Source organism: Terrisphaera buseokensis (genome assembly GCF_047521145.2).
In the GTDB taxonomy this organism is placed as follows: Bacteria; Verrucomicrobiota; Verrucomicrobiia; order Opitutales; family Opitutaceae; genus ER46.
Window position 1 is genome coordinate 241,905 of record NZ_CM134186.1, and the last position, 25,544, is coordinate 267,448.

Here is a 25,544-nt window from a genome sequence, read left to right on the forward strand (position 1 = left end):
AGATCAGATTGAGTAATCGAACACGTACGGCTGGTCGCGCTCGAGGAAGCCGCGGACGAGACCGTAGAGCTCCTCGGATTCCAACAGAAAGGAATCGTGGCCGAGGTCGGTGTTCAATTCGGCGTAGCTGGCGCGCTTGCCGGCGCGGAGCAGGGCGAGCGCCAGCTGCCGGTTCTGTTCGGGTGGAAAAAGCCAGTCGCTCGTGAAGCCGACGACCAGTGTCTCGCATTCGACGTGACCAAAGGCCTTCTCGAGCGAGCCGTAGGCGTGCGCGAGGTCGAACTGATCCAGCGCACGCGTGATGTAGAGATACGAATTCGCGTCGAAGCGATTGATGAAGCTCTGACCCTGATGGCGCAGGTAGCCTTCGACTTCGAACTGCACGTCGAACGTGTACGCGTCGTTGTCGGCGCTCTCCTTTTTCCGGCGGCCGAACTTCCGGTCCATGCTGGCGTCGGACACATAGGTGATGTGCGCCATCATGCGCGCGATTGCCAGGCCGACGCGCGGTCCGCTTTCCTTCGGATAGTCGCCGTGGTTCCAAGCCGGATCCTGCATGATGGCCTGCCGGCCGACTTCGTTGAACGCGATCGCCTGCGCGCTCTCGCGACCGGTCGTGGCCATGGCGAGCACGCGCCGGACAAAATGCGGATACTCGATCGCAAAGAGCAGCGCCTGCATTCCACCCATCGAACCGCCGATCACGCCATGCAGCTCTGCGACGCCGAGATGCTCGAGCAGCAGGTGCTGGGCGCGCACCATGTCGCGAATCGTGACGAACGGAAACAAGGTGCCGTAGGGCCGGCCTGTCTCGGGATTCTGCGAGGACGGTCCGGTCGAGCCCTGACAGCCACCAAGCACATTGGCGCACACCACAAAAAAACGCCGCGTATCCACGGCCTTGCCCGGACCGATCAGATTGTTCCACCAGCCGGGCTTGCGGTCCTCCGCCGCGTGCCAGCCGGCGCAGTGATGATCGCCGCTCAACGCGTGGCAGATCAGAATCGCGTTGTCCCGCGTGGCGCAGAGCGTGCCGTACGTTTCAAAACGCAGCGTGAAGCCCGGGATGACCTGGCCGCTCTTGAACGTGAAGGCCGATCGATAAACGAAATCGCGCGGCGCCACGAGGCCGACGTCGTCGGGCGCAAGGTGGCGCGGTGTGGCTGCCGGGGCAGACGCGATTTCCAAGTCGTCGGTCATCGAAGGCGGATGGGGCAAACAATCATCAGTCGACGCATCAGGCAAGTAACGGCCCGGGTTATGACGCGGGCCCGATGTAAACCAATGGTTACCTTTGAGGTGAGCACTCGCGCGCGAGGAGTGGTGGTTTGATGGAGCTGGCGGGTCAGGTTCCGGCCGCGATCGCGTCGTCGATCGCCTCGTTCGAGAACACCGCCTGCACGTCGTCGTTTTCCTCCAAGGTGTCGTGAAGTTTGATGATGCTGCCGGCGATGACCGCATCCGTGACCGTCACGCTGCTCACGGGTATGTAGGCGATCTCGGCGCTGTCCGCCTTGAGGCCCTTGAGTTCGAGCGCTTGGGCAACTTTGTCGAAGGCGTGCACGTTGCAGCGGATCTCGTAGCCCTGTTCGCTCGTGAGGACGTCGTCGGCACCGGCTTCGAGCGCGAACTCCATCAGCGTCTCCTCGGTGGTCTTTTCCGTGGCGACGAGGAACTGGCCGGCGTGCAGAAACTGAAAGGCCACGGCGCCGCTGCTCGCGAGGTTGCCACCGTGTTTGGCGAACGCAGCGCGCACGTCTTTTGCGGTGCGCGTCTTGTTGTCGGTCGTCGCCTGCACCACGAACGCCACGCCGCCCGGGCCGTAGCCTTCATAGACGATCTCCTCGAACACTACACCCGGCAGTTCGCCCGTGCCCTTTTTAATCGCGCGGTCCACGTTCTCGGCGGGCATGTTGGCGTCGCGCGCCTTGATCACGAGCGTGCGTAGTCGCGCGTTGCCGTCCGGATCGCCGCCGCCGGTTTTGGCGGCGAGCGTGATCTCGCGCGAGAGGCGCGAGAAGACCTTGCCCTTGCGTGAGTCCGTGACGGCTTTCAGCCGTTTGACCTTTGACCACTTGTTGTGACCAGCCATGGCGGTTAAGGCAGGGGACTGGGGACAGGAGGCAGGAGACAGTCGACGGGTGACGGAGGCTGTGTCGTCAGAAAGTAATGACAGCAGGAGTCCGTGACTCTGCTGTCGCCTGACGCCCGTCTCCCGTCACAGTGCTACTTCTTCTTCGGCGGCGTCACGTTCTTGATGACCTTGCCGCCGGGGCCGGCGACCGCCGGTTTTTCCTCGGGATCCTTCATGCGGTTAATCACGAGCTGCTGGCCGATGGTGAAGAGACCGTTGACGAACGAATAGAGGGAAAGCGCGCAGGAGAAGGTGTAGCAAAAGATGATGAAGATATACGGCATGAACTTCATCATCTTCATCTGCGCGTTGTCGACGGACGGCGACGGCGTGAGGTGCATCTGAATCACCATCGTGGCACCCATCAGCAGCGGCATGATGTTCAGCGGAAGGATGCCGAACAGGATCGCCACGGTGTCGGTCGACGAAAGATCGGGCGCCCAGAGGAACGGTTGGAATCTCAGTTCGGCTGCGCTGGGCAGCATGGTGAAGAAGCCCATGAAGAACGGCATCGTCAGCAGAATCGGGAGACAGCCGCCGACCGGATTGATCTTGCGCGTCTTGAACAGCTCCATCGTCGCCTGCTGCTGCTTCTGCGGGTTGTCCTTGTACTTCTCCCGGATCACCTGGAGCTCGGGCTGAATCTTCGCCATGCGTTTGGCGGACTTGGAAGCGGCGAGCGTGAAGGGAATAAAAACAATCTTCAGGAAAAGCGTCGTGAGCACGATGGCCCAGCCCCACGCCCACAACGGCGAGATGCCGACCATCCAGCCGTGAATCCACGTCATCAGGGTGAGCAGGATTTGGCTGAAATATTTGAAGAAGCCGAAATCCATGATCTTGTCCTGATCCGCCTTGAACGCCTTCGTATTCGCTAGGCGGCGGTATTCCTTCGGGCCGACGTAGAGGGTGCCGGTGAGCGCGGATTCCGCTTTCGGCGCGATCGCATCGACGATAACCTGAACTTCGGCCGAGATGCCGTAGTCAAAGTTGTTTTCGCTGGGGCTGGAGGAAAAATTAACGCGTTTCGTGATGAGTGAGTTGGCCGGTTTGTCGCCAGTGTAAATGCTGGCGAAGAACTTGTTTTTGACGGCAGCCCACGTGAGCGGACCGCCACTCACGATTGACGGTTTTGAGCCGTGCGCGCCCATTCCCAAAAAACCGGAGCTTGCTTCGAGGTCAGAGCGGGGAATGAAGTGCTGGTCGCCGTTGGTTGAGAAGCTGGTCTTGAGCAGCAAGTGATGGTCAGCCTTGTCCTTTGGCGCTGCTGCAGTGCCAAGAGCAAGAGTGACTGGCATCGCCTGCGTCGGCTGATCGCCCGGATTGCGAAACGTTGTTTCGTGGCGAATCTGGTAGGGGTCGGTGGTTTCCCCTGAGTTGGGCGAAAGGACATAGCGTCGGGTGACTTCCAGGCCACTGCCGAGCACCGTGCGGTAGACGACTTCGGTGGCGGTCTGAGAAACACGCTGGTAAAGCGCGGTGCGGTCGAGGCCGGGCGCGTTGACGAACGCCAGAATTGGGTCCGCGTGGAGGGCGTTAAAGACGTAGGGTTCGGGATGCTTTAGTTCCGCCGGGTATTTCTTCATCGCCACTTCGAGCAGAGCACCGCCGGAGTCCGTGAAGCGCGCCTCGATGAAGTCATTGCTGAGCGTCGTGACGGTGGCCTCGGCCGAGTCACGATTGATGGCGGCGAACGCGGTGTTCGCCAAAGCCGTGGTGGCCGATGTCGCCGCGCCGGGCGCGGTCGATCCCGGGGTGGTGGTCGATCCGGGCGTGGCCGTGACGCCCGGGGCTGCGTTCTCACCGCCGGGAACAGGCGCGGGCGGGACGGGCCGGGGCGAAAAGTAGATGAGGGCGAACGCGGCGAGGAGCAGCAGCACGCCGATGGTGGTGTTCTTTTTGTCCATTACGGAGAGGAAAGGCGGGAGGCGGGAGACGTGGGAAAAGAAACGGGCGCGGATCGCACGCACATCCGGCGGAAACGTCGCGGCGGGACCGGATCAAAACCACCGGGATGCAGGGGCGAACACTTCAGCAGCCGGACTGCCGCCAGCACCGTTCCGGCGAGCGCGCCATGGGTTTGAATCGCTTCGGCCGCGTAGTGGGAGCAGGTGGGGGCAAAGCGACAGCCACAGGCGGAACCAAACACCGCGGGCAGCACCGGCGAAAGGGTGCGTTGGTAAATCCGAATCAGGCCCAGCAGCGCGAGGGCGGGCAGGCGCGCGATGAAACGGAGCACTGGCCAAACGCGGGTCCCGGAACTGGCCGGGAGAATCTCAGGATCATGAAGGACGGAGTCGGTATTGGCGGGAAAGTGTGGGCGTGATGCCTCCGCTCCTTGAACTGAAGACCTGGGTGTCATCGGCTTTCGGTGGCCACCGCTGGTGCGATACGTTGGCAGGCTTCGACGAACTTCTGTTCCAGTTCCGGCAACGGGCAATTCGTGGCGGCGGCGCGGGCGATCAGTAAGAGATCGCAGCCCGCGGGGACCGCCTGCTGGTGCAGCCGAAACACTTCGCGGAGCCGGCGCTTGGCCCGGTTGCGTTGGACGGCGATACCGACGCCCTTGTAGGAAGCGATCACGCAGACGCGGGGAGAAGGGTTCGGAGATTCGCCGGCATGGGCCACCGTTTCGCGCCGCTTCCACCAGAGCGTGAAAACCCGGCAGTCGATGCGCCGGCCCTGCTCACGCACGGCGCGGATATCATCCTGACGGCGTAGATGCTGCGCAGCGCGGAAACGCATGGACCGTCGAGGCGGGCGCGTTGAAGTCCACCGGCGAGCACGTCCGCCGTCGCCCTGCGAGCAGGGGCGGTGAAGCGCAGCTGGCGTGGACGCAGGCAAAACTCAGACGACCGTCAGGCGCTTGCGACCTTTGAGCCGGCGAGCTTTGATGACCTTGCGACCACCTTTGGTGGCCATCCGGGCACGATAACCAATCTTGCGGGCGCGCTTTTTGCGGTGCGGGCGGAATGTGGGCTTCATGATTCTTTAAGAAAAAGAGGGTCAGAAGTGCCGGACGAGCAGGGGGGTGTCAAGGGCTGCTTTGGCAGCGTGACGCCTCGACTTTGAACGCCTGCAAATCCGGTCGGTGGGCGGACGCGGCGACGGCAACCCTTCCGCCTAATTTTTCCCTCGGACAACTCCGGTTGGAACGCGCCGTGGCGGGCAGTGAATCGTCTTCAGTCGCGAACCAGGCCGAATGAAATCGGCTCCGGTGGAGCTTGGCTCTTGCTGACTTGTGTGATTTCCGCCAATGCAGAGTTCCATGCCGTCCGAACGATCGCTGATCGAGTCCTTCTTTCAAATGTGGGCGCGAGTGGGCACTCCGCCGGAACTCATCATCGACGTCGGCGCGAACCGCGGGCTGTGGACCCGGCTCGCGATCAAATATTTTCCAACGGCCCAGTTCCTGATGGTCGAACCGCAGCTCCCGCTCAAGAGCCAGTCGGCCGATTTGCTGGACCGGCCGAATGTCATCTGGCTGAGCGCCGGGGTCAGCGATGAAGTCGGCAGCCTGCTGCTTACGCTTCCACCCCGCGACGACAGCGCGAGCTTCAGCATGTCGGCGGAGGACGCGCGCAAGGCGGGGTTTCCGCAAATCGAGGTGCCCGTGCTGACGTTGAACGAAATCGCGCGTCGAGCCGGCCGGATGCCGTCGATCGTCAAGATTGACGCCGAGGGGTTTGACCTGCGGGTTCTGCGCGGCGCGTCAGATCTGTTCGGCAAGACCGATGTCTTCCTGGTCGAGTGCGCGATCTGCTGCACGGCATTCGAGAACACCCTGCAGGCGGTCGGGGCCGTCATGCATGCCCACGGTTATCGGATTATCGACATCACCGATCTGAACCGCAGCCCGAAGAGCGGCTCGCTCTGGCTCTCCGAAGTGGCGTTCCTACGTGAGTCGTCGCCGGTCCTGAAGCACTTCACCAGTTACGAGTGAGGCGGACGTCGGTCCGGATCTCACTTTGCCGGACTGCGCAGGAATTCGAGGAGATCGAAGAACTCCTGTTCGGGCAAAACGGTCTCGAATGCGGCCGGCATCGGCGAGAGCGGCGACGGGGTGATTGATTCGACGGCGGCGCGCGCAAGTTCGATCTCCTGGCCGGTGGCCGGATCCGTGAGCTGGATACGCTGCGGCGACTCGCGCAGGTTCAACCCCGCCCTGGTCTCGCCCGATTTCAGCAGCACCGTCGTCAGACGAAACGCGGGATCAATGTTGCGGCTGGGATCCAGGATGTCCTCCACGAGACGCTGCTGGCTGCGCGAGCTGATCCCGTCGAGACTTGGGCCGATGTTTCCGCCGGTATCCCGAAAACGGTGACACGCCGCGCAGTGAGTGGTGAACACCGTCGCGCCGCGCGCGCGATCGGGCTTGAAGCCGCCGGCCGCGCCGAGCCGCTGGGCAATCAGCGCGTCGAGCCGCGCGTCCTCCGGCGGCAAGGCCTGCGTGAGAGCGGCCGCGCGATCGCGCAACGCCGCGGGCCGCTTCTCCAGCGCCAGCACCACGTGACGATGACGCAGCAGCGCCGGTCGCACGCGTCCGCCGGCGGCAAGCTCCATCAGATCGGCGGCACCGGCATCGCTTTTCGCGAGGGCGATCGCGAGGCCCAGCGCCAGATCGGCGGACGCGGTGGCAAACGCCCCGGACAGGGCCGCGCGCGCGGTGTGGTCGGATGCCCCCGGGCGACCTGTGGTGGACATTGCGACGCCGATCACGTCGGCGGCAGCGCGGCGCAGGCCGTTGGGGGCGGTGCTCGTGACAATCTCGATGGCGACCTGTTCGGTTTCATCCGCGGTCGCCGCCAAGGCCCGCAGCGCGGCGATGCGGTTCGCCTCCCGGGCTTTGCCGTCGAGCGCGACGCGGCGCAGAGGCGGGACTTTCTCGGCGAACGTCAGCGGCTTGAGCGCGGTGATGGCGCGCAGTGACTTCGCCGGGTCGGAATCCGCCACGGCGGTCGTCAGCGCCTGCTGCATCCACGCCGCGACCCGGGGCGGCAGACTGCGATCGGGTTTGGCGGCGAGCGTCGCGAGACCTTCGGCAAACGCGAGCTGCTGCGAGGCCGGCACGCGTTGCAGGGCGGGCAGCAGCGGCTCGATGCTCGCGAGCCGATCTGTCGGCAGCTGAAGCACGGCGTGCCGGGCAAATTCGCCGACGCGCGCGCCGGCGAAACGGGTGCGATCCAGATGGGCGAGCAGGAACTCCGCGGCAGCCGGAGTCGCGACGGCCACAGAGACGTCAGCCACGCGATCGGCCGCGGCAGCGTTTGCCGCGGCCCAGTCGTTCAGCGTCGCCGCCGTCGCGACGAGCGCGTGATGCTTCAACGCGAGCCGCAGGGCATACACCAGTTCGGTGTCCGTCTCTGGCGCCTTGGCCAGCATCGTCAGCAACAGCGGTCCGCCCCACGGCTGCGGATGGCGCGCGAGGGCATCGGCGACGATCCGCCAGCTGTGACCTGGCAGGCTGCGGTACGGCGTCGGGGCCGTCGCGCCCACTTCGGTTGCGCCCGCGGGGCCCACGATCCCCGTAAACAATTCCTCGGCTTCGGCCGGCAGCGCTTCACGCGCCACCAGCACGCGCAAGGCGGCGTGCGCCACCGCGCTGTCGGGACGCGTAAGCGCGCGACGGATCAGCGCGTCGTCCGCGCGTTGGAGTCGCTCCAGCGCGAAGAACAGCGGGAGCGCGGCGGTCCCGTCCGCCTCCATCCGGCCCGTATCCACGATCCCAGATACGGCTACGCTGATCGCGGGCGCGACAGTCGCGGCGTCGGGGCGGTTCATCAGCTCGGCGAAGGCGAGCGAGCGCACGATCAGGTTGGAGTCCGACAGCCGCGCCACGAGCGCCGTCGATGCTTCACGCGCGAGATTGGGCAGCGTCGGCGACGCCAGGGAGCCGTCGAGTCCCCGCCACACTACGCGCCAAATCCGGCCGTGCGCGCGATCGCGCGCCGGATGGGTGAGTGGCACTTCGTAGTGGCCGATGATCGGATTGTAGAAGTCCGCGATCCACAGCACACCGTCGGGTCCGAGTTTTACCTGCACCGGGCGAAACGCCGGGTCGTCGCTGGTGAGAAAGTCGGGCTGGCGCGTGGCCTGCGGCGTGGAGCCGCGCCAGTCGAGCCGGGTGCGGTTGACGCGGCGCGTGACGGGATTGCCGTTGAAGAGATTGTCGCGGAACTCGGCGGGAAACTGCGTGGCAGAGTAATGGGCGATGCCGGCGATCGCGCTCGAGCCGTGATCGTCGGTCGTGATCGCCGGCGCAAAGCCGAGACCATCGTGCTCCTTGCCGATGCCTTCGTAAAAGCCGCCGGGCACGAGCAGGTACACGGGCTTCGAGTGGGAATCGGCCGTGTAGAGATCGCCGCGGGCGTCGAACGCGAGGCCGAACGGATTCGTCTGCCCGTTGACGAACACCTCGAAGCGCGAGCCGTCCGGACGAAACCGATACGTGTTGCCGCTCGTGAGCGCGACCGTCCGGCCGTTGCGATCGACGACCTCGCTCGCGTTGGCGAAACCGTGCGTGCCGTAGACCCAGCCGTCGAACCACTGCCAGTAACTCGACGACATGCCGTGCGTGTCCTTGAAGCCGAAGCCGTCGTAGAGTTTCTCGCGCACGTCAGCCTTGCCGTCACCGTCCGTGTCGGTGAGCCGCCAGATCGCGGGAATCGAAAACACGAGCGCCGAGTCACCCATGGCGCCCGGGGCCCGCGGCAGCGGCAGCACGCCGACCGGAATGTTCAGGCCGTCTGCGAAGACCGTTGATCGACGCGCCCGCCCGTCCGGCCCGAAGTCCGACAGGATGCGCACGCTATCGAGGCCGTGCTCCGCCGGCTCGGGCGGCATCGACATGGCGCGAAACGCGAGATTGTTGTCGTCCCAGTTCTTTTGAAACGACGCGATCGGCTCGCCCACCGCATCACGCCGCGCGGGCCACGGATAGAGCGTCGAGCCGGTGACCCAGACGCGGCCGGCGGAATCGAAGGCGACGTTGAGCGGCTTCTGGATTTCGGGCTCCGCCGCGACGAGTTGAATTTCGAAACCCGGTGGGACGTGAAACCGCGCGCGTTCCTCCGCGGGCGGTCGGAGCGTGGTGTCGGGAGCGTCACCGCGTTGCGCGCAGGCGACGGCGTGGCCCAGGCAGAGAACGGTGGCGAGGAAGCAAACGCGGCGGTGATGCACGGAGGGAAGGGAAGATAGAATGGAACGTCGGTCACGCGATTCGCGCGCGGCGTGCAGTCAGACGGGCGGCGGCCGCCGTGCAAGCCAGGCGCGGATCACCCGGCCGGCGTGGCGCGAGCAGCGCCGCACGGCGGGTCTCACTTCGGTTCGGTCGTGAGGAAGAGCAGCAGTTCCACCGCTTCCCGCGCGGGCAGCGCTTCGAGCAGGCCGGCGGGCATGAGCGACTGCGTGGTGACCTCGCGGGACTTCACGTCGGTCTTCGGCACGTTGACCGACTCGGTCATCGTGCGGACGATCAGCGCGGTGTCCGACTCCTTCTCGATCATCCCCGACACGACGGAGCCGTCGCGCTTCGTCACGAGATTCAACTGGAAATCGGTGCCGACGACGGCGTTCGGATCGACGATGTTCTCGAGGAAGTAATCGAGGCCGTTGCGCCAGGTGCCGTTGAGATTGGGCCCGAGTTTGCCCGCGCTGTCGGTGGCGTCGAGGGCGTGGCAGGCGGCGCACAGGCGTTCGAACACCTGGCGTCCGGCTTTAACGTCATAGGACCAAAGCGGCGCCTCGCGGAACGTGTCGCGCAGTCGCGCGATCGTGACCTTGGCGTCGCTGGACGAGTCTGCTGTCCGACCCCACACGCGTTCGAGCGCGGTGGAGACGGCCGGGTCGCGCAGGTTGCGCAGCTGGCGCGCGTGCAGCGCCGTGAGCGACTTCTTCTCGATGGCGCCAGTCTCCACGCCGCGCAGCAGCGGCAGGGCGAGCACGGGCTTGCTCGTGAGCGCGGCGAGTGCGGCGGTGCGGTCGGTGGCGTTGAATCCGGCGAAGCGTGAAATCAGTCCCGCCGCCACCGCCGGGGCGTCGGCGGCGTTGGACAGGAGCGGGATGACCGAGGGCCTGAGCTCGGCATCGTCGAGCAGTTTCACCAGCAGGGCCGTCGATTCGGTGTCGCCGGCGCGCCGCAACAAATCAAGCGCCTGCCGGCGTTCCGCGAGCGGCGTGGCGGTCGTGGCAAGTCGGGTACGGATCGGCCCGAGCACGGTCTTGTCGCCGAAGAGCGCGGAGAGTTGCTCCCACGCGCCGCGGATCGCGTTGTCCGTCGTGGCGCCAAACCGCGCCGTGACCTGCGTCCACGCGGCGGGCATCTTGAGGCCGGCTTCGCTTTCGAGTGAAAACGCGAGCACGCGCAGGGCCCGCTGCGCGCCGGCGTCCGGCAGCGCGCTGGTTGCGCCGATGCGTTGCGCGATGCGGTCGCGGCCCTCGGCGGTGCGTGCGGCGAACCAGACGATGGAGTCGCTCACCGACGGCAACGGCGTGCGGGCCGCGAGGTCGAGGGCGCGGGGCACGTCGGCGGCGACGGACGAGGCGAGGGCGTACCACACCATCTTCGGCAGGAAGCGGTCGTTCGCATCCTCGCCGTGCGTTGCGAGGGCGGCTGCGATTGGCCAGCGGGCGGCGAGCGGCAGCGTGGGAACGGCCGAGGCGACGGCGAGACGGACGTGGGCGGAGGGATCGGTTTGGGCCAGGCGCAGGAGGTCGGAGGCGGAGACGGCGACCGGTGGCGGTCGCGGTCCAGATTCGGTGCCGAGCTGGACGGCCCACGCGCGGACCACGTCCGAGCTGTGACTGAGCGCGGCCGTGAGGCGGGTGGCATCGAGCTGCTGGGTCACGTGCAGCGTCCACAGCGCGCGGAGCTGCGACGAGACGTCGGCCGTCGTATCCGCGGCCTGGGCACGAAGGGCTGCGAGGGCCGGGGCATCGATCGCGCGAGTCGCGGCGCGTTCCTGGAGCACGCGGCGCGCGACGCGGACGAACCATTCGTTGCGATGCGTGTGCAGCGCGGCGAGCTCGGCGTCGCTGGCGGACGCCAGGTTGATTTTCACCGGCTTGTAGGTCGCGCCCCACGCGATGCGATAGAGCCGGCCGTTGGTGCGATCCCAGAGTTCCGTGTTGGGATTGTGACAGTGTTGCGTATCGCTCCAATCGACGACGTACACGGCGCCGTCGGGCCCGTACTGCAGATCCACGGGCAGGTAGGTCGCATCCGGCACGAAGCTCAGATCGTAGCCGGCGTGGAACGTCTCGTACGCCGAACCGGTGCGCACGTTGGTCTGATGATTGATCTGGTGGCCGTGAAGATTGTGCGTGAACAGATGATCCCGATACGTCTCGGGCCAGTTGTCACCGAGGTAGATCATCGTGCCGACATGCGAGTGGCCGCCGTAGACTGCCGTTGTGCCTGCTTTGCCGGCTCCGCCTTCGCCGCTGTCGTAGCGGGCCGAGGCCATGAGGAAGTTCTTCAACTCCGGCGCAAAGCCCGGCGCGCGGTTCGAGATGAACGGCGCGTAGTCGTTGTTCGCCTGGTTCCAATAGTGGCCGTTGCGGATCACGTAAGAGGTGCCGCCGCCGCCGTGGAAACTGCGGCAATGCGTCATGAAGAGGTGGCCGACGGCGTTGAAGTCCAGGCCCCACTGGTTGCTGCCGCCATGGGAGAAAACTTCGAATTCGTGCCGCACCGGATGGTAACGCCACACGGCCGCGCGGACTTTCTGCCGCTGGTCCGCGGGCGCGCCGGGCTTGCCCACGAGCGAGTGCGTGAACACGCCGTGGCAGCCGTAGAGCCAGCCATCCGGACCCCAGGTGAAACTGTTGAGCGTCTCGTGCGTGTCCTGAAATCCCCACCCATCGAGCAGGATTTGCGGCGGGCCGTCCGCGACGTCGTCGTGATTTTTGTCCGGAATGAAAAGCAGGTGCGGCGCGGCGCCGACCCACACGCCGCCGAAGCCGACCTCGAGGCCGCTGACCAGATTCAAACCCTCGGCAAACGTCTTCTTCGTCTCGAACGCGCCGTCGCCGTCCTTGTCCTCGAGGATGATGATGCGATCCTTGCCTTTGCCCTCGGGCTGCTTGTTCGGGTAGCTGAACGCCTCGGCGATCCAGATCCGGCCCCGTTCGTCGAACGCGAAGGCGATCGGCTGATGGACCTCCGGCTCCGCGGCGATGAGCTCGGCTTGGAAACCGGCCACGAGTTTCATGCCGGCGACGAGCTTCTGCCCGGGCGCGTTGGCGACGGCCGTGGGCTTCGCCGGGTTGTCGCGCAGGTGCCAGAGCACGGGACTCTCGCGGAGACGGGTGAGGTCGTCGACGCCCGGGACGCGCCGCAGGGGCGGATCGCCATTCCTGCGCGTGACGCCGATGCTCTCGGCCTTGGCGGACGCGGCCCGTTGCGCCGCGGTGATCGGCGGCGGGGGCGTGGTGCGGCCGAGGGTCGTGAGTTGAAGATTGCGAAACTGGACCTTCACCGGGCCCGGGCCGCTGTGCAGTTGCAACGCGATCAGTCCGGACAGGTCGGCCTCGTTGGTCTGATGATCGTCGAGCACGGAGACGCGCGTGCCGTTGATCCAGACCTCGACGTGCGAGGCGCTCGCGAGAATGCGGTACGTGTTCCAGCCACCGGCGGGTTTGGGCAACGCTAGGAAGTCGGCGGGTTCGCCGAATTTTTCGCTCCAACGCCGGCCGTCGGGCGCGATTGAAACGCGATCGCCGCGTTCGACGAGCAGCTTGCGGCCGTGTTCGTCGTAGATCCGGCCGAGCCACACCGCGCCCTGATCCATGTCGGCCTGGTAACCGGCAGCGTGGCCGTCAGCGCCTTTTCGCGCGCGAAACATGATGCCGGAGTTGGCGCTCGGATCGCCGCTCAGGCGGAACTCCGCCGTCAGTTCAAAGTCCGCGACCGCGCCCTTCCAGTAGATGAACTCGTTTTTCGCGAGCCGCTGGCCGGCGGCAATCGTGCCTGTGATGGCACCGTCCTCGACGCGCCAGCTCTGCGGATTGCCTTCCCAGCCGGCGAGCGTGCGGCCGTCGAAGATCGACTGCGGGGCGGGCGTCGCGGCGGAGAGCAGGAGGCAGGAGACGGGGGACAGGAGCCAGATGACCGAGGAGGCGAGACGGGGGCGATTCATGAACGGGAAAAGGGACTGGAGTTGACCGGGCGCATGACGGGCCCGCCCGGTTCGGTGAGCCGCGGTTATTTCTTCTGGGAGAGCAGCACGGCGGTGCCGCGCTTGTTGCCGACGACGATGTCGGGCCGGCCGTCGCCGTTAACGTCGGCGGCGACGATCTGCGTGCCGACGCCCGTGGTGTTGTCGATGAGATGTGCGACGTAGTTGGCCGTGCCGTTGGCGCCGCGGCGCAGGAGAAACGCGTACAGCACCGGCGCGGCATCGGGCTGCGCGTCGCCTTTCGGGCCGTGCGCCCACCAGCGCTTGCCCGTCAGGATGTCGAGGACACCGTCGCCGTCGAAGTCCACCAGGTCGATCGCGTGCAGCTGTGCGAACTGCACGCCGTTGATCAGCTCGGCCTCCACGGGCGAGGTGATGCGGTGTTCCTTGAAGGAAATCGCGCCGTCGGTCGCCCGCGTTTGCTCAAACCAGGAGAGGCCGAAGCCGTGGGCGTGAAGGCTCGTGACGACGTCGCCCAAGCCGTCCTGGTTGACATCGTAAACGTACATCTGCGCGCCGCCGCGGGAAGGCGTGCCGGCGAAGGGAAACTTGTGCTGCTTCCACACGGGATCGCCCGCGAGCGACGCCGGTTGCTCCCACCAGCCGTCCTTTTCCAGGATGTCGTTGCGGCCGTCGCCATTGACGTCACCGAAACCGAGCCCGTGCGTGAAACGCTGCCAGCCGCCCGGCGGCGAGATCGGATGAAACACCCACGGCGTCGACGGTGCCTTCGCATCCCATGTCGCGTAGCCGATCCGGCCGCGGCTCGTACAAAGGAGGACCGGCGGCTTGTCTGCGCCAAGCACGCGGCCGAAGGTCGGCGATTCGTTGTCGACTGGGAGCATTACCACGTTGCGCCGCCACGGGCCGCCTTTGGCTCCAGGATTCTGATACCACGAGGCGTCGACGCCCGGAAAGCCGAGCACGAGGATGTCGTTCCAGCCGTCGCCGTTGAAGTCGTGGGTGAACGCGAAGAAGTTGTCCGAGTAGCGCAACGGGTCCCAGGGCAGCGCGGGATAGTATTCGTGCCGCACCTTGAAGTCGGGCCCTTCCCACCAATACGGGCCCGAGATGGCGTCGGGTTTCCCGTCGTTGTTCAGGTCGCCGAACGTGGCGCCCTCGCTGAAGAACACGTCGTTCAGCGTGAGCTTGCGGTAGGAAGCGACGCCAGGATCGGCAGCCCAGAGGGCGGCGGGCAGCGCGATGAGGACGGGCAGGAGGCGGGACGCGATCGGACGGAGGTTCATGACGGAGGAAAGCGGCAGCGTGGAAACGGATTCCTGAAGGCGAAAGCGGGGCGGGGAAACGCGAGCGGGGGACCGGCGGAAACAACCAGTCCGGTGGAGACGACGCAATAATCGTTCGAGAATTTTCCGGATGAATTGGGCGCGTGCACGGCCCGGGCGCGCAGGTGCCCCACCTGCAGCAATCGGTTTCTTCCGCTGCAGGCCGGAGGCCTGCGCTCCCAGAAGTCGCTCCTTCGTGCGCGGGGCGAGAAACCGCTGTCCAAGTCCCGCGTCTCCGGCCAGATTCCCGCGCCATGCGCATCGCTGTCCTCTCCGACACGCACGACTTGTTTCCGGCCAACCTGCCCGGGCGCATCCGCGGGGCCGATGAAATCTGGCACCTCGGTGACGTGTGCGAGCCGGAGACGCTGGACGAACTCGAGCAGCTGGGGCTGCCCTTGCTGGTGGTGGCGGGAAACTGCGATGCGCATCCGTGGCCCGAGATGATCACCGCGACGCGGGGCGATCTGCGGTTTCATCTCGTGCACATTCCGCCGCGGCGCGTGCCGGCGGGCGTGAACGTGGTGTTGCATGGCCACACGCATGTGCCGCGTGACGACACCGATCCGGCGGGCGTGCGGTGGTTGAATCCCGGCTGCATCACGCGACCGAACCGCGGTGCGCCGGCGAGTTTCGCGTGGCTCACGGTGGAGTCTGACCAGCCGCTGCGCTGGGAACTCGTGCGGCTGTAGCGCGTCTCCGGATACTGTCGATCCTGTCCGCGCCGCATCGTGAATCCGAAGCTCTGGCCCAACCTCATCAGCGGACTCCGCATCGCGCTGATGCCGGCGGTGCTGATGTCGGCGATCGCGGGCTCGAAGCTGTGGTTCGTGGTGTTTCTGGCGGCGTCGCTGCTCACGGATGCGCTCGACGGCTTCCTCGCCCGGAGGCTGAACGCGTTCACGGAATTCGGCCGGAAGCTCGACAGCGCGGCCGACTACCTGACGCTGACGACCGGCCTGGCGGGCATCGCGCTGCTGTGGCCTGAGCTGATGCGGCGCGAGCTGCCGTGGATCGCGGTCGGCCTGACGGCGTTTTTCGGCGTGATCGTGGTCGGCCTGGTGCGACTCGGCCGGCCGCCGTACTACCATACGTGGGCGGCGAAGATCGGCGTGATTGGCTGCGCGCTGTCGATGATCCCCTTGCTGACGGAGTGGTCGGCGGTGCCGTTTCACGTGATGATCGTGCTGCAGACGCTCGCGGGCGTGGAGGAGATCGTGATCATCCTGCTGGTGCCCTGGCATGAGGGTGAAATCGCGACGGTGTGGCATGCGTGGCGGGCCCGGCGGGAGCGTGGGCGCTGAAGTCCCCGAGGTTGCGATCGCATCTGCCTCGTTGGCCGGCGGGAGGACGCATTCTTCTGGCGCTGCGGCGTGCGTTAAGCCAGACGGTTGCGGGCGGCGTTGGGCCTCCCGCTTACCCCCATTCCAGCCATGACAATCACGCGCCGCGGTCTGCTGAGGTCGACAGGGCTCCTTGCCGGCGGCACGGTGCTCTCTGCCGACGGCGTCGGGGCGACGCCGTCCCCTGCGAAGGTGGTCGACGGCCCTGAACCGGCCGATGTATTCGACTACGAGCAGCTCGCGCCGGGGTACATGACGGCGATGGCCTGGGAGTATGCGGCGGGTGGGGCGGCCGACGAACTCACCCTGCGTTGGAATCGCGAATCGTACGAGCGCATGCGGCTCCGTCCGCGGGTGCTGGTCGACGTGTCGCAGCTCGACACGCGCTTGACGTTGTTTGGTCGCGAGCTGCCGCATCCCATCCTGCTGGCACCGACTGCGTATCACAAACTCGCGCACGCCGAGGGCGAGGTGGCCACGGCGAAAGGCGCGGGTGCGGCGGGGGCGACGTTCGTCCTCAGCACCTCGGCGACGGCGACGATCGAGGAGGTGGCGCAAGCCGCCACCCAGCCATTGTGGTTCCAACTCTATGTGCAGCCCGACCGGGAGTTCACCCGCGCGCTGGTGCGGCGGGCCGAGGCGGCCGGCTACCGGGCGTTGGTGGTCACGGTGGACACGCCGGTCCTCGGCCCGCGCTACCGTGAGACGCGCGCCAAGTTTACGCTGCCGCCCGGGGTCGAACGCGCGAACCTGCGGGGCCTGAACACCGCCACGGGCGGGCACCGGCCCGGTGAGGCGAGCATTTACAGCGCGCTGCTCGATCCCCGACTGACGTGGAAGGAAATCGAGTGGCTGCGGGGCGAAACGAGACTTCCGGTGCTGCTCAAGGGCATCCTGACGGCCGAGGATGCCGCGCGGGCGGTGGAAGTCGGCGCGGCGGGCATCATCGTCTCCAATCACGGTGGCCGGAATCTGGATACAGTGCCCGCGACCATCGATGCGCTCCCGGAGGTGGTCGCCCGCGCCGGCGGCCGCGTGCCCGTGCTCGTCGATGGCGGTATTCGCCGCGGCACCGACATCCTGAAAGCGATCGCCACGGGCGCGACCGCGGTGCTCATCGGCCGGCCGTACGTTTACGGCTTGGCGGTCGGGGGCGCAGACGGCGTGGCCCGCGTGGTGAACATCCTCCGCCGCGAATTCGAGATGGCGATGGCGCTCACGGGCCGGACCTCCCTTTCGCAGATTGATTCCACGGTGTTGTGGCGTTGACGCCGGTGCGGCAAATCGTCACTTCGGAAAACGGATGAACGACGATGGGCAGCAGTCTCTGCTCGGGCTTTTTGCGCCCGCCGCTGGTGTGCACCACGTGCCGCCGGTGGCGCCACGTCCGCATCCGCCGCAAGCGTCGCATCCGACCGCGGGCGGCATCGTGTTTGAACGCAGTCACCGCGCGCTGAACTACCGGCTCACGCTGCGGCGCGACGGCACGGCCGTGGCGGTGATTCCAGCGCGCGGGTCCGAACGCGAGGCGTTGCGCTTCGTCGAACAGCATCGCGACTGGCTTGAGCGCGCGCGGGCCCGTCAGCGGCAGCGGCCGCGCGCGGCCGAGGTGTGGACGATCGGCACGCATCTGTTGTGGCGTGGCGAGATGGCGGAGGTGCGGATCGCTGCCACCGGCGAGCGGCCGCAGGTGTGCCTCGCGGCGGATGTGTTTCGCGTGCCGCAGATCGAGGGCGACCTGCGGCCCACGCTCGAGGCGCATTTCGCGCGACGGGCCAAAGTGGAACTTCCTGCCCGTGCCTGGGAGCTCGCGGCGGTCACGGGGGTGGAAGTGAAACAGGTCACGGTCCGCAACCAGCGTTCGCGCTGGGGATCGTGTTCCGCGAACGGCACGATTTCACTCAACTGGCGGCTGGTGCAGACACCGGATTTCGTGCGCGACTACATCATTTACCACGAGCTGATGCATCTCCGGGAGATGAACCACTCCGAGCGCTTCTGGGCCCGGGTCGAGGAAGTGTGCCCCGAGTGGCGCGGCGCCGAAACGTGGATTAAGCGCAACGGCGCGCTGGTCGGACTCTGAAATTGCGGAGTGGGGATTGCAGACTGCGGATTGGCGGACCGGAGACCGGAGACCGGAGACCGGAGACCGGAGACCGGAGACCGGAGACCGGAGACCGGAGACCGGAGACCGGAGACCGGAGACCGGAGACCGGAGACCGGAGACCGGAGACCGGAGACCGGAGACCGGAGACCGGAGACCGGAGACCGGAGACCGGAGACCGGAGACCGGAGACCGATTCACGCGGTTCGAAAAAATCCGAAATCCGCAATCCGAAATCCGCAATTCTCCACTAACGCCAGTCGAGCAACTCGACCTCGAAAATAAGCGTGGCCTTCGGCGGAATCGTCGGGCGTCGGCCTTTGTCGCCGTACGCGAGCCAGTGCGGAATGATCAACGTGCGCTTCTCGCCCTTCTTCATGCTCATGAACGCCTCGTCCCAGCCGCGAATCACCGCACCGGTGCCCACGCGAAACACGAACGGCACGCCCTTCCGGTAAGAGCTGTCGAACGCCGTGCCGTCGAGCAGCCGGCCCTCATAGTGCACAATCAACTCCTCGCCCACCGTCGGCGTGACCGTGCCGGTGCCGGGCGCGCGCACCACATAGCGGAGACCGGACGGCAGCTTGTGCGCGGTACCGAAGAGTTTCCCGATCGTCTGCTCGTCGTCGACGGAGTACTGCGGGTACTCCTTGTTCAACGCTTCCCGCATCGCCGTGTTGATCGGGCGGCCGGAATTCTTGCGCCACAACAGGCCCGAACGCGTGACCAGCGCCGCGGTGATCAGGATGACGCCAAGCAGGGCCAGATAGAAAAAGCTTCGCATGAAGAGAGAGACGGAGCTGTAGGCGAGACGCGACGGATTGGCAAACCTGCAGGCGCGTTCCCGGGCGACGTCCGCCCGCACGGCGTCGGCGGCGCGGCGCCCTCCACCGCGAAACGTCCGCTCAGGACGTCGCGGCCCGGGCCTTCTCGATCACGGAATTGATGATGGTGACCAGCGCTTCCTTCACGAAGGGCTTGGGCAGGAAGTCCGCGAGACCGCGGCCGACGAAGCGTTGCACCACGGCCTCCTCGCCGTAGCCGCTGGTCAGCACGACGGGCAGGTTGGGTGAAATCATCCGCATCGCGATCAGCGTGTCCTCGCCGTCGAGCTTCGGCATCGTGAGGTCGAGCAGCACGGCGTCGAATTGCATCGGGTCACGACGTAATTTCACGAGCGCGTCCTCGCCGTCGGTCGCGCTGATCACGGCATAACCAGCCGACATCAGCACCGCGCCGGCCAGATCGCGCACGGTGGAATCATCGTCGACGACCAGCACCGTGCCGCGCGCGGGCGTGTTGCCGCCAAAGGTCGGTGGCGTGCCGCGGGCCGGCGTCGCCACGACGGGGAAGAAGAGCTCGAAGGTCGAGCCGACGCCCACCTGGCTCGACACCCGGATGCCGCCGCGGTGGCCGTGCACGATGCCGATGACCGCCGCGAGGCCGAGGCCGCGGCCGACGAACTTCGTCGTGAAGAACGGCTCGAAGATGTGACCGATGGTCTCGGGCGCGATGCCGCAGCCCGTATCCTTCACCTCGAGACAGATGAACGTGCCGGGCTCCATCTCCGGGCCGGGCGTCATCGTGAGCATGTCCATCGGCGTGAGCGTCACACGCTCGGTGCGGATGGTGACCGTGCCGGGGCCGGGACCGATGGCCTCGGAGGCGTTCGTGACGAGGTTCAGCAGCACCTGGTTGATCTGCGACGGATCACCGCGCAACGGCGGCAGCCCGAGGCCGAGTTGCATGTCGAGCGCGACCTTCTTCGTGACGGACAGATTCAGCAGCGGCACCGATTGCTGCACGGCGACATTGAGATCGATCAGCCGGACGACGATGCGGCCCTTGCCCGCGTAGGCGAGGAGCTGGCGGCAGAGATCGGCGGCGCGCTGGGCCGACGTTTCCACCTGCGCGAGGAGATGATCGATGTTGGTCGAACCGCGGGCGAGTTCCCCGCGCGCGAAGTTCGCATGGCCGAGCACGCCGGTGAGGAGATTGTTGAAGTCGTGGGCGATGCCGCCGGCGAGGACGCCGATGCTTTCCAGCTTCTGCGACTGCAGGAGGCGCCGCTCGAAATCGAGTCGTTTGCGCTCCGCCTGCTTGTGCGAGCTGATGTCCTGGAATGTCGCGACGCAACCACGCGGCTCGCCGTTCGCGTCGCGGATCGGCACCGCGTTGACGATGACGTCGAGGGTCACGCCGTCATGGCGCGTGATGTTCTCCTCGAAGTCACGGACCGTGGTGTTCTCCGTGACGGCGCGTTGCATCGGCAGCTCTCCGGGATCGAGCTCGCGACCATCGTGCATCACTCGTGCGAGCGCGGGGGCGGCAAACGGCGGCGCGGAAAGCGAGGTGTTGTGCGCGCGCGGCAGACCCATCAGATCGGCGAACGCCTCGTTCGAACGGAGATTGCGGCAGCTGGCGTCGGTGGCGATCGCCACGCCCACCGGCAGCACCTTGAAGAGCGACTGAAGTTCCGTGACGTGACTCTGAAGCTCGGTGTTGAGCCGCAGCACCTCGGCCTCGGCCTCGCGGCGATCCTCCGCCTCCTTGAGCAGGCGGGTGTTGTCGGTCGTGAGCAACGCGATCCGCCCCGTGAGCTCCTGCTCGCGTGCCGCTCCTTCTGCCCGCACGTCGTCGGCGGTGGGCAGCGCATGAAGCTGCGGCCGGGTGCGTTGCAACGCGATCATCGCGCCGACGGATCCCACTGCGAGCAGCCCCTTGGCAAACGTGCTCACCGCCAGCAGCGGAACCCACAGTCCTGCGAGCGCGATGGTGTGCGTGAAACCGACGGCGAAAAGAAACGCTGCGATCACGGTCACCGCCGAGGGAAAGAGGCTGCCCGGGCGTTCGCCGCGGCGCAGCGTTTGCAGCATCATCCAGCCCATCGCCACGCAGGCCAGCGCCGTCACGGCGTCGGCCAGGGAGTGAACGGCGACGACTCCCGGATGCCAGGTGGCGGCGTTGCCCTGCAGGAGAAAATTATTTCCGGGGCTGGAGAAAGTACCGGTCATGTTCAACAACGCTCGTCACGCTGGATGGATGCGCAACTGCAGCAACGCGACTGATGTAAAACTCCGGTGAGATTGGCAAGCCGCGCCACGGCTTCGGGCGAAATGGCCGACCGGGAGCGAGCGGCGTGGACGCGGACGATGGCGCGCATGTTCACTTTTTGCCGAGGAGTTCGAGGGCGGCGCCGGTCATGGCGGTGACGCCTGTCTTGATCGTGGGTTCGGGCAGCGGAGCGAATTTACTCGAGTGCAACGACGGCAGCGGCTGACCGCTCCGCTCGCTCTCCGCGACCTTTTCCGGGGCGACGGCCCCGAGGCGAAACAGGCAGATCGGCACGCGCTCGGCCGTGCGACCGTAACGGCTGAAATCCTCGCCACCCATTTCCGGCTCGATCGTCTTCACCCGATCGCTGCCGAGCCAGGCGGTGAGCGCGCCGCGCACGCGCTGGGTCAGGGCGGGATCGTTGTAGTTCGCGGGCGTGAACTCGCCCTCCGACATCGTCACGATGGGCATCCGATCGTCGGGGATCCCGGATGCGATGGCCTCACCGCGGCAGATGCGTTTGACCGCTTCGATCGTGCGCGTCCGCACCTCGTCGGTGTACGAGCGCAACGTGAGCTGCAGCTTCACCTCGTCGGGAATGATGTTGTGCTTCGTGCCGCCGTGAATCGAGCCGACCGTCACCACGGCCGGGTCGACGGGACGCGTTTCACGGCTGACGATCGTCTGGAGCGCGAGGACGATCTTGGCCGCGAGCACGATCGGATCCTTCGTCGTGTGCGGATAGGCGCCGTGGCCGCCGATGCCGCGAACCGTGATGTCGATCGAGTCCACGTTGGCCATGCTGTAGCCTTCGATCGTGCCGACCGTTCCCGCCGGGAGCGTGGCCATGTCGTGCAGCGCGATCGCGAAATCGGGCTTGGGAAATTTGGTGTACAGGCCGTCGGCGAGCATCGCGCGGGCACCGATGCCGCGTTCCTCCGCCGGCTGGCCGATCAAGACGAGCGTGCCGGACCAGCGTGCCTTCAACGACGCCAGCATCCGGGCCGTGCCGGCGAACACCGTCATGTGAATGTCGTGCCCGCACGCGTGCATCGTCGCGACCTCGCGGCCGGCGAGATCCTTCACGCGCGTCTTGCTCGCATACGGGAGCCCGGTCTCCTCCTCGACCGGCAGGCCGTCGAGATCGGTGCGAATGAGCAGCGTCGGTCCCGGTCCGTTCTTCAACACGCCGACGACGCCGAAACCACCGACGCGTTCGGTGACCTCGAAGCCGGCGTTGCGCAGTTCGCGGGCAACTATCCCCGCGGTGCGCTCTTCCATGAGCGAGAGCTCCGGCCGGCCGTGCAGGTCCTGGTAGAGCGCGTCGAGCGACGGGTAGTCGGCAGCCACCTGGCTCGCGACGGTTTCACGGAGCGCTGCATCCGCGGCGCCGATACACGGCACGAGCGCGAGGGCGGAGACGAGGACGGCGAGGCGGGCGCGGGTGTTCATGAGCGAATGGAAAGAGGAATTAGGGCAGAGAGAGAAGATGTACCCGGGAGCGCCGACGTCCCGCCGGCATTCCGACCGCAGCAGGCCGGAGGCCGGCGCTCCCGCAGGCGAGATCACGGCGAGAAGAGTGTCGGCTCCAACTTGGCGATCAGCCCGTCGATCAACGCGTCCGTGTGCAGTTTGAGTTTCTGGCCCGGCGGGAGTGGCTGATCCGGCGTCGCGGTTTTCTGCTGTGCGGCGAACGTGGTATCGCGGGTTGCGACCGCGGCCTTGAGAAACGCCTCCTTCACCTCGTGCATCGCGCCGCTCTCGGTGAATTCCTTCGCGGTGCCGGGCCGGCCGACAAACCGTGGCGTGAGCTCGTCACCGATCCACACGCGCCACTCATCGTCGTCGGCGAAGTACGCGGCGACGGCGCCGCGCTGGGCCACGCCGAGTTTGGCGGCGAGCGCGCGCATGAACGCGCCGGGCACGGCGTCCTCGGCCGCGCTCGGCGATTTCGCGAAGAGGCGCGCGACGATGCGCAGGCCGGTCGCGCGCTCGAGGTTGGCGAGCTTGATGTTGAAGGCCCGCGCGCGGGCCGGCTCGGTGGGCAGCAGTTTCGCGGGATCGTCGAAGTGCGCGGCGGGTCCGGGTTCGACGGCGGCGGTGTAGCTCTTCGTCTTCGCCTTCAACGCCGCGAGCGCCGCGTCGTCGGCGCGAAACGCGCGCGCGGACGCTCCGAGGCGCAGGATCTTCACCGTCATGGCGTCGCCCTGCTTGATCTGCGGCAGCACGGCGAGCCCGCGTACGACCCGACCGAATACGCTGTGCAGGTAGTTCAGGCGGTTGAGCTCGCGGAGCGTGAGAAAGAACTGGGAGCCGTTCGTGTCGGGGCCATCGTTGGCCATCGAGAGGATGCCGTTGGTTTCGTGGCGCAGGCCGGCGGCAAACTCGTCGGGGAAGGCATAGCCCGGCCCGCCGTCGCCGGTCGCCGTCGGATCGCCGCCCTGCACTACGAAGCCCGGGACGACGCGATGAAACGTGAGGCCGTTGAAGAATGGTTTGCGCGGCGCGGGACCGAGCTTGCCCTCGGCGAGGCCGACGAAGCTTGCCACCGTGAGCGGCGCGCGGGTGAAGAACAGCTCGCACGTGACGTTGCCGCGTGGCGTGCCGATCTCGGCGTAGAGTCCGTCGGGCAGTCCCTCGACCGAGTTAGGCTGGGCGCGCGGGGCGTCGGCCGCGCGGAGCGCGAGGCAACCGGACAGCAGGAGGACGGCGCTGAGGAAAGAGCGGGTGAGTCGAAGCTTCATTGGGGATCGGTGAGATCGATGAGACGGGAAACGGTGCGCTCGGCGCTGGCGTACATGCGCTGTTGCGGATCGCGCCGGGCGGCGTCGGCGGCCGGCGCGGGGTCGGGCGTGGCGAGCGCTGCGGCGAGCGCCGGGGAGCCGCCGACCGTGATCCAGGTGTCTTCGTCGGCCAGATAACAGGCGAGCAGCGCGCCGGCGGGCAGAGACAGTTTCACGGCGAGTTGTTCGACGAACTGCCGGGCGGTCGGGGCGTCGGGCTCCGGTGAAAACGTGTCGAGCAGGCGCACATAGATGTGGCGGCCGGTGAAGCGGGCGAGGTTGTTCAGCCGGTTCTCGAGGTACTTGGCCTGCCAGGGTGGCGCGCCCGAGCCCGGCCGCGTGCGATCCTCGAGATGGGGCGGCCGCTGGCGGGGCGCGGTTGCGAGGCGCTGCGCAAACGTCGCTTCATCGGTGCGGAAGGCGAGGGCCGCGGCGCCGCGCCGGATGATCGTCACGGTCATCGGGTCGCCGCGCTCGATCCGGGGCGGGACGTCGGCGCCGCGAATCACGCGCCCGAAGATGGCGTGGTTGAAATCCAGATACCGCGCGGCGCCGAGCGTGATGAAAAATTGCGAGCCGTTCGTGTCGGGTCCGCTGTTGGCCATCGAGAGCATGCCGGGTTCGTCATGGCGCAGGCCGGCGGCGAACTCGTCGGGAAACTTGTAGCCCGGATCGCCGCGGCCCGATCCGGTGGGATCGCCGCCCTGAATCACAAATCCGGGTACGACGCGGTGAAACGTCACGCCGTCGAAGAATGGCTTGCGCGGCGTCGGCCCGAGCGCGCCCTCGGCGAGGCCGGCGAAATTCGCGACCGTAAGCGGCATCTTCTCGAAATAGAGTTCCGCCGTGATTACGCCGCGGGGCGTGGTGAATTCCGCGTACAGGCCGTCCGGTAGCGGCTGCGCGGGATCGCGTTTCGCCGCCTCGATCGCTGCGGCGGCGCGCGCACGATCCGCGGGAGTCGGCGCCGGTGGCGGCGTCACGGTGGCGCAACCGGCGCAAGCCAGTGTGAACAGCAACAGGGCGGACAGACGGACCATGGGCGCGACGCTGCGCACCGCCGCCAGCGCCGACAATCAAACTTTGTGGAACGGCAGCCCGGGAGCGCAGGCGTCCCGCCTGCAGTCAGGCGGAGCGGACGAGGGCGTCCGCGGTCCCAGAGGAGCGAACTCCGAATGCACCTGGGAGCGCAGGCGGGACGCCTGCGCTTCCGGGACTACCCCGTTGCAGCCGCCTTACGGCAGGAACGAGCAGATGTATTCGCAGAGGCCGGACTTCACCGCGATGGTGAAGCCGCTGTTGGCGGGCACATCGAAATAGGTGCCGGCACCGTAGGTCTTCACATCCTTGCTGTCCTTCTGCGTCACGGCGCACTCGCCGGCGACAATCTCCATGCGTTCGGCCGCACCCGTGCCGAAATAATACGAACCCGGCCGGATGAGCCCGAGGGTCTTCTTCGTCTTGTCGGCAAACAGCACCGTGTGGCTGACGACGTTGCCGTCGAAGTAGACGTTGGCCTTGGTCACGACGGTGACGCCGTCAAATTGGGCGGGAAGGGAGGACATGGGTTTCGTCGATGTCGCGGGAAAGCCGGCGAGGCAAGCGCGCGCTGCGTGCACTGCTTGCGGTCGCTTCGCGCCGGACGGACCGAACCGCTCCGGCT

General features: G+C 66.7%; 20 protein-coding genes. 5 read left to right on the forward strand and 15 right to left on the reverse strand.

The genetic code is table 11. From position 1 onward, the window contains the following. Positions 1-3: 3 nt before the first annotated feature. The 6 genes from metX to rpmH form a co-directional block, all read right to left on the reverse strand. Positions 4-1,200, reverse strand: a complete 1,197-nt coding sequence (metX, locus tag ACLJEU_RS00975) for a homoserine O-acetyltransferase MetX (RefSeq protein WP_414663538.1) — start codon at positions 1,198-1,200, stop codon at positions 4-6. A gap of 145 nt (positions 1,201-1,345) precedes the next feature. Beyond that, positions 1,346-2,092: a YebC/PmpR family DNA-binding transcriptional regulator gene (locus ACLJEU_RS00980; protein WP_414663537.1), complete on the reverse strand. Its 747-nt coding sequence runs from the start codon at positions 2,090-2,092 to the stop codon at positions 1,346-1,348. A 134-nt stretch (positions 2,093-2,226) separates the two neighbouring features. Then, positions 2,227-4,041 carry a membrane protein insertase YidC gene (gene yidC / locus ACLJEU_RS00985; protein WP_414663536.1) on the reverse strand — a complete coding sequence of 605 codons (1,815 nt, stop codon included), beginning with the start codon at positions 4,039-4,041 and terminating at the stop codon, positions 2,227-2,229. Then, entirely contained in the window at positions 4,041-4,373 is a 333-nt protein-coding gene (gene yidD, locus ACLJEU_RS00990) for a membrane protein insertion efficiency factor YidD (RefSeq protein WP_414663535.1), read from the reverse strand. The genes yidC and yidD overlap by 1 nt, the downstream gene beginning before the upstream one ends. A 119-nt stretch (positions 4,374-4,492) precedes the next feature. Continuing rightward, positions 4,493-4,879, reverse strand: coding sequence for a ribonuclease P protein component (gene rnpA, locus ACLJEU_RS00995; protein WP_414663534.1), 387 nt, complete (start codon positions 4,877-4,879; stop codon positions 4,493-4,495). A gap of 102 nt (positions 4,880-4,981) precedes the next feature. Beyond that, positions 4,982-5,119, reverse strand: a complete 138-nt coding sequence (gene rpmH / locus ACLJEU_RS01000; protein ID WP_414663533.1) for a 50S ribosomal protein L34 — start codon at positions 5,117-5,119, stop codon at positions 4,982-4,984. Positions 5,120-5,402: 283 nt separating this feature from the next. Here rpmH and ACLJEU_RS01005 point away from each other — a divergent pair, with 283 nt between their 5' ends. Then, positions 5,403-6,077, forward strand: coding sequence for an FkbM family methyltransferase (locus tag ACLJEU_RS01005; RefSeq protein WP_414663532.1), 675 nt, complete (start codon positions 5,403-5,405; stop codon positions 6,075-6,077). Between the two features lie 20 nt (positions 6,078-6,097). Here the strand turns inward: ACLJEU_RS01005 and ACLJEU_RS01010 are convergent, their stop codons facing one another. From ACLJEU_RS01010 to ACLJEU_RS01020, 3 genes are all read right to left on the reverse strand, one after another. Further along, on the reverse strand, positions 6,098-9,313 hold the full coding sequence (locus ACLJEU_RS01010) for a DUF7133 domain-containing protein (RefSeq protein ID WP_414663531.1): 3,216 nt from the start codon (positions 9,311-9,313) through the stop codon (positions 6,098-6,100). A gap of 137 nt (positions 9,314-9,450) precedes the next feature. After that, entirely contained in the window at positions 9,451-13,272 is a 3,822-nt protein-coding gene (locus tag ACLJEU_RS01015) for a PVC-type heme-binding CxxCH protein (protein ID WP_414663530.1), read from the reverse strand. A gap of 65 nt (positions 13,273-13,337) precedes the next feature. Then, a complete protein-coding gene (locus ACLJEU_RS01020; RefSeq protein ID WP_414663529.1) occupies positions 13,338-14,558 on the reverse strand; it encodes an FG-GAP repeat domain-containing protein in 1,221 nt (406 codons plus the stop codon). A gap of 293 nt (positions 14,559-14,851) precedes the next feature. Here ACLJEU_RS01020 and ACLJEU_RS01025 point away from each other — a divergent pair, with 293 nt between their 5' ends. The 4 genes from ACLJEU_RS01025 (at position 14,852) to ACLJEU_RS01040 (ending at position 18,023) form a co-directional block, all read left to right on the forward strand. After that, positions 14,852-15,289, forward strand: a complete 438-nt coding sequence (locus tag ACLJEU_RS01025) for a metallophosphoesterase family protein (protein ID WP_414663528.1) — start codon at positions 14,852-14,854, stop codon at positions 15,287-15,289. Positions 15,290-15,328: 39 nt separating this feature from the next. Next, on the forward strand, positions 15,329-15,901 hold the full coding sequence (locus tag ACLJEU_RS01030) for a CDP-alcohol phosphatidyltransferase family protein (RefSeq protein WP_414663527.1): 573 nt from the start codon (positions 15,329-15,331) through the stop codon (positions 15,899-15,901). Positions 15,902-16,030: 129 nt separating this feature from the next. Next, positions 16,031-17,209 carry an alpha-hydroxy acid oxidase gene (locus ACLJEU_RS01035; RefSeq protein ID WP_414663526.1) on the forward strand — a complete coding sequence of 393 codons (1,179 nt, stop codon included), beginning with the start codon at positions 16,031-16,033 and terminating at the stop codon, positions 17,207-17,209. Between the two features lie 34 nt (positions 17,210-17,243). Continuing rightward, entirely contained in the window at positions 17,244-18,023 is a 780-nt protein-coding gene (locus ACLJEU_RS01040) for a M48 family metallopeptidase (RefSeq protein ID WP_414663525.1), read from the forward strand. Positions 18,024-18,294: 271 nt separating this feature from the next. On the opposite strand, the gene ACLJEU_RS01045 is transcribed toward ACLJEU_RS01040, so the two are convergent. The 6 genes from ACLJEU_RS01045 to ppnP all read right to left on the reverse strand — a co-directional run bounded on the left by ACLJEU_RS01045 (position 18,295) and on the right by ppnP (position 25,446). Further along, the gene (locus ACLJEU_RS01045; RefSeq protein WP_414663524.1) at positions 18,295-18,828 is read right to left on the reverse strand and encodes an FKBP-type peptidyl-prolyl cis-trans isomerase; all 534 of its coding nucleotides are present in this window, start codon (positions 18,826-18,828) and stop codon (positions 18,295-18,297) included. Between the two features lie 121 nt (positions 18,829-18,949). Next, positions 18,950-21,058 (reverse strand): hybrid sensor histidine kinase/response regulator, encoded by a 2,109-nt coding sequence (locus ACLJEU_RS01050; RefSeq protein ID WP_414663523.1) that lies wholly within the window; start codon positions 21,056-21,058, stop codon positions 18,950-18,952. A gap of 151 nt (positions 21,059-21,209) precedes the next feature. Further along, positions 21,210-22,550: an amidohydrolase gene (locus ACLJEU_RS01055; protein ID WP_414663522.1), complete on the reverse strand. Its 1,341-nt coding sequence runs from the start codon at positions 22,548-22,550 to the stop codon at positions 21,210-21,212. 113 nt (positions 22,551-22,663) lie between these two features. After that, the gene (locus tag ACLJEU_RS01060; protein ID WP_414663521.1) at positions 22,664-23,842 is read right to left on the reverse strand and encodes a peptidylprolyl isomerase; all 1,179 of its coding nucleotides are present in this window, start codon (positions 23,840-23,842) and stop codon (positions 22,664-22,666) included. Next, positions 23,839-24,921, reverse strand: coding sequence for a peptidylprolyl isomerase (locus tag ACLJEU_RS01065; protein ID WP_414663520.1), 1,083 nt, complete (start codon positions 24,919-24,921; stop codon positions 23,839-23,841). Before ACLJEU_RS01065 ends, ACLJEU_RS01060 begins: the two co-directional genes overlap by 4 nt. A gap of 195 nt (positions 24,922-25,116) precedes the next feature. Next, complete coding sequence (gene ppnP / locus ACLJEU_RS01070; RefSeq protein ID WP_414663519.1) at positions 25,117-25,446, reverse strand: pyrimidine/purine nucleoside phosphorylase; 330 nt, start codon at positions 25,444-25,446, stop codon at positions 25,117-25,119. Positions 25,447-25,544: the final 98 nt, after the last annotated feature.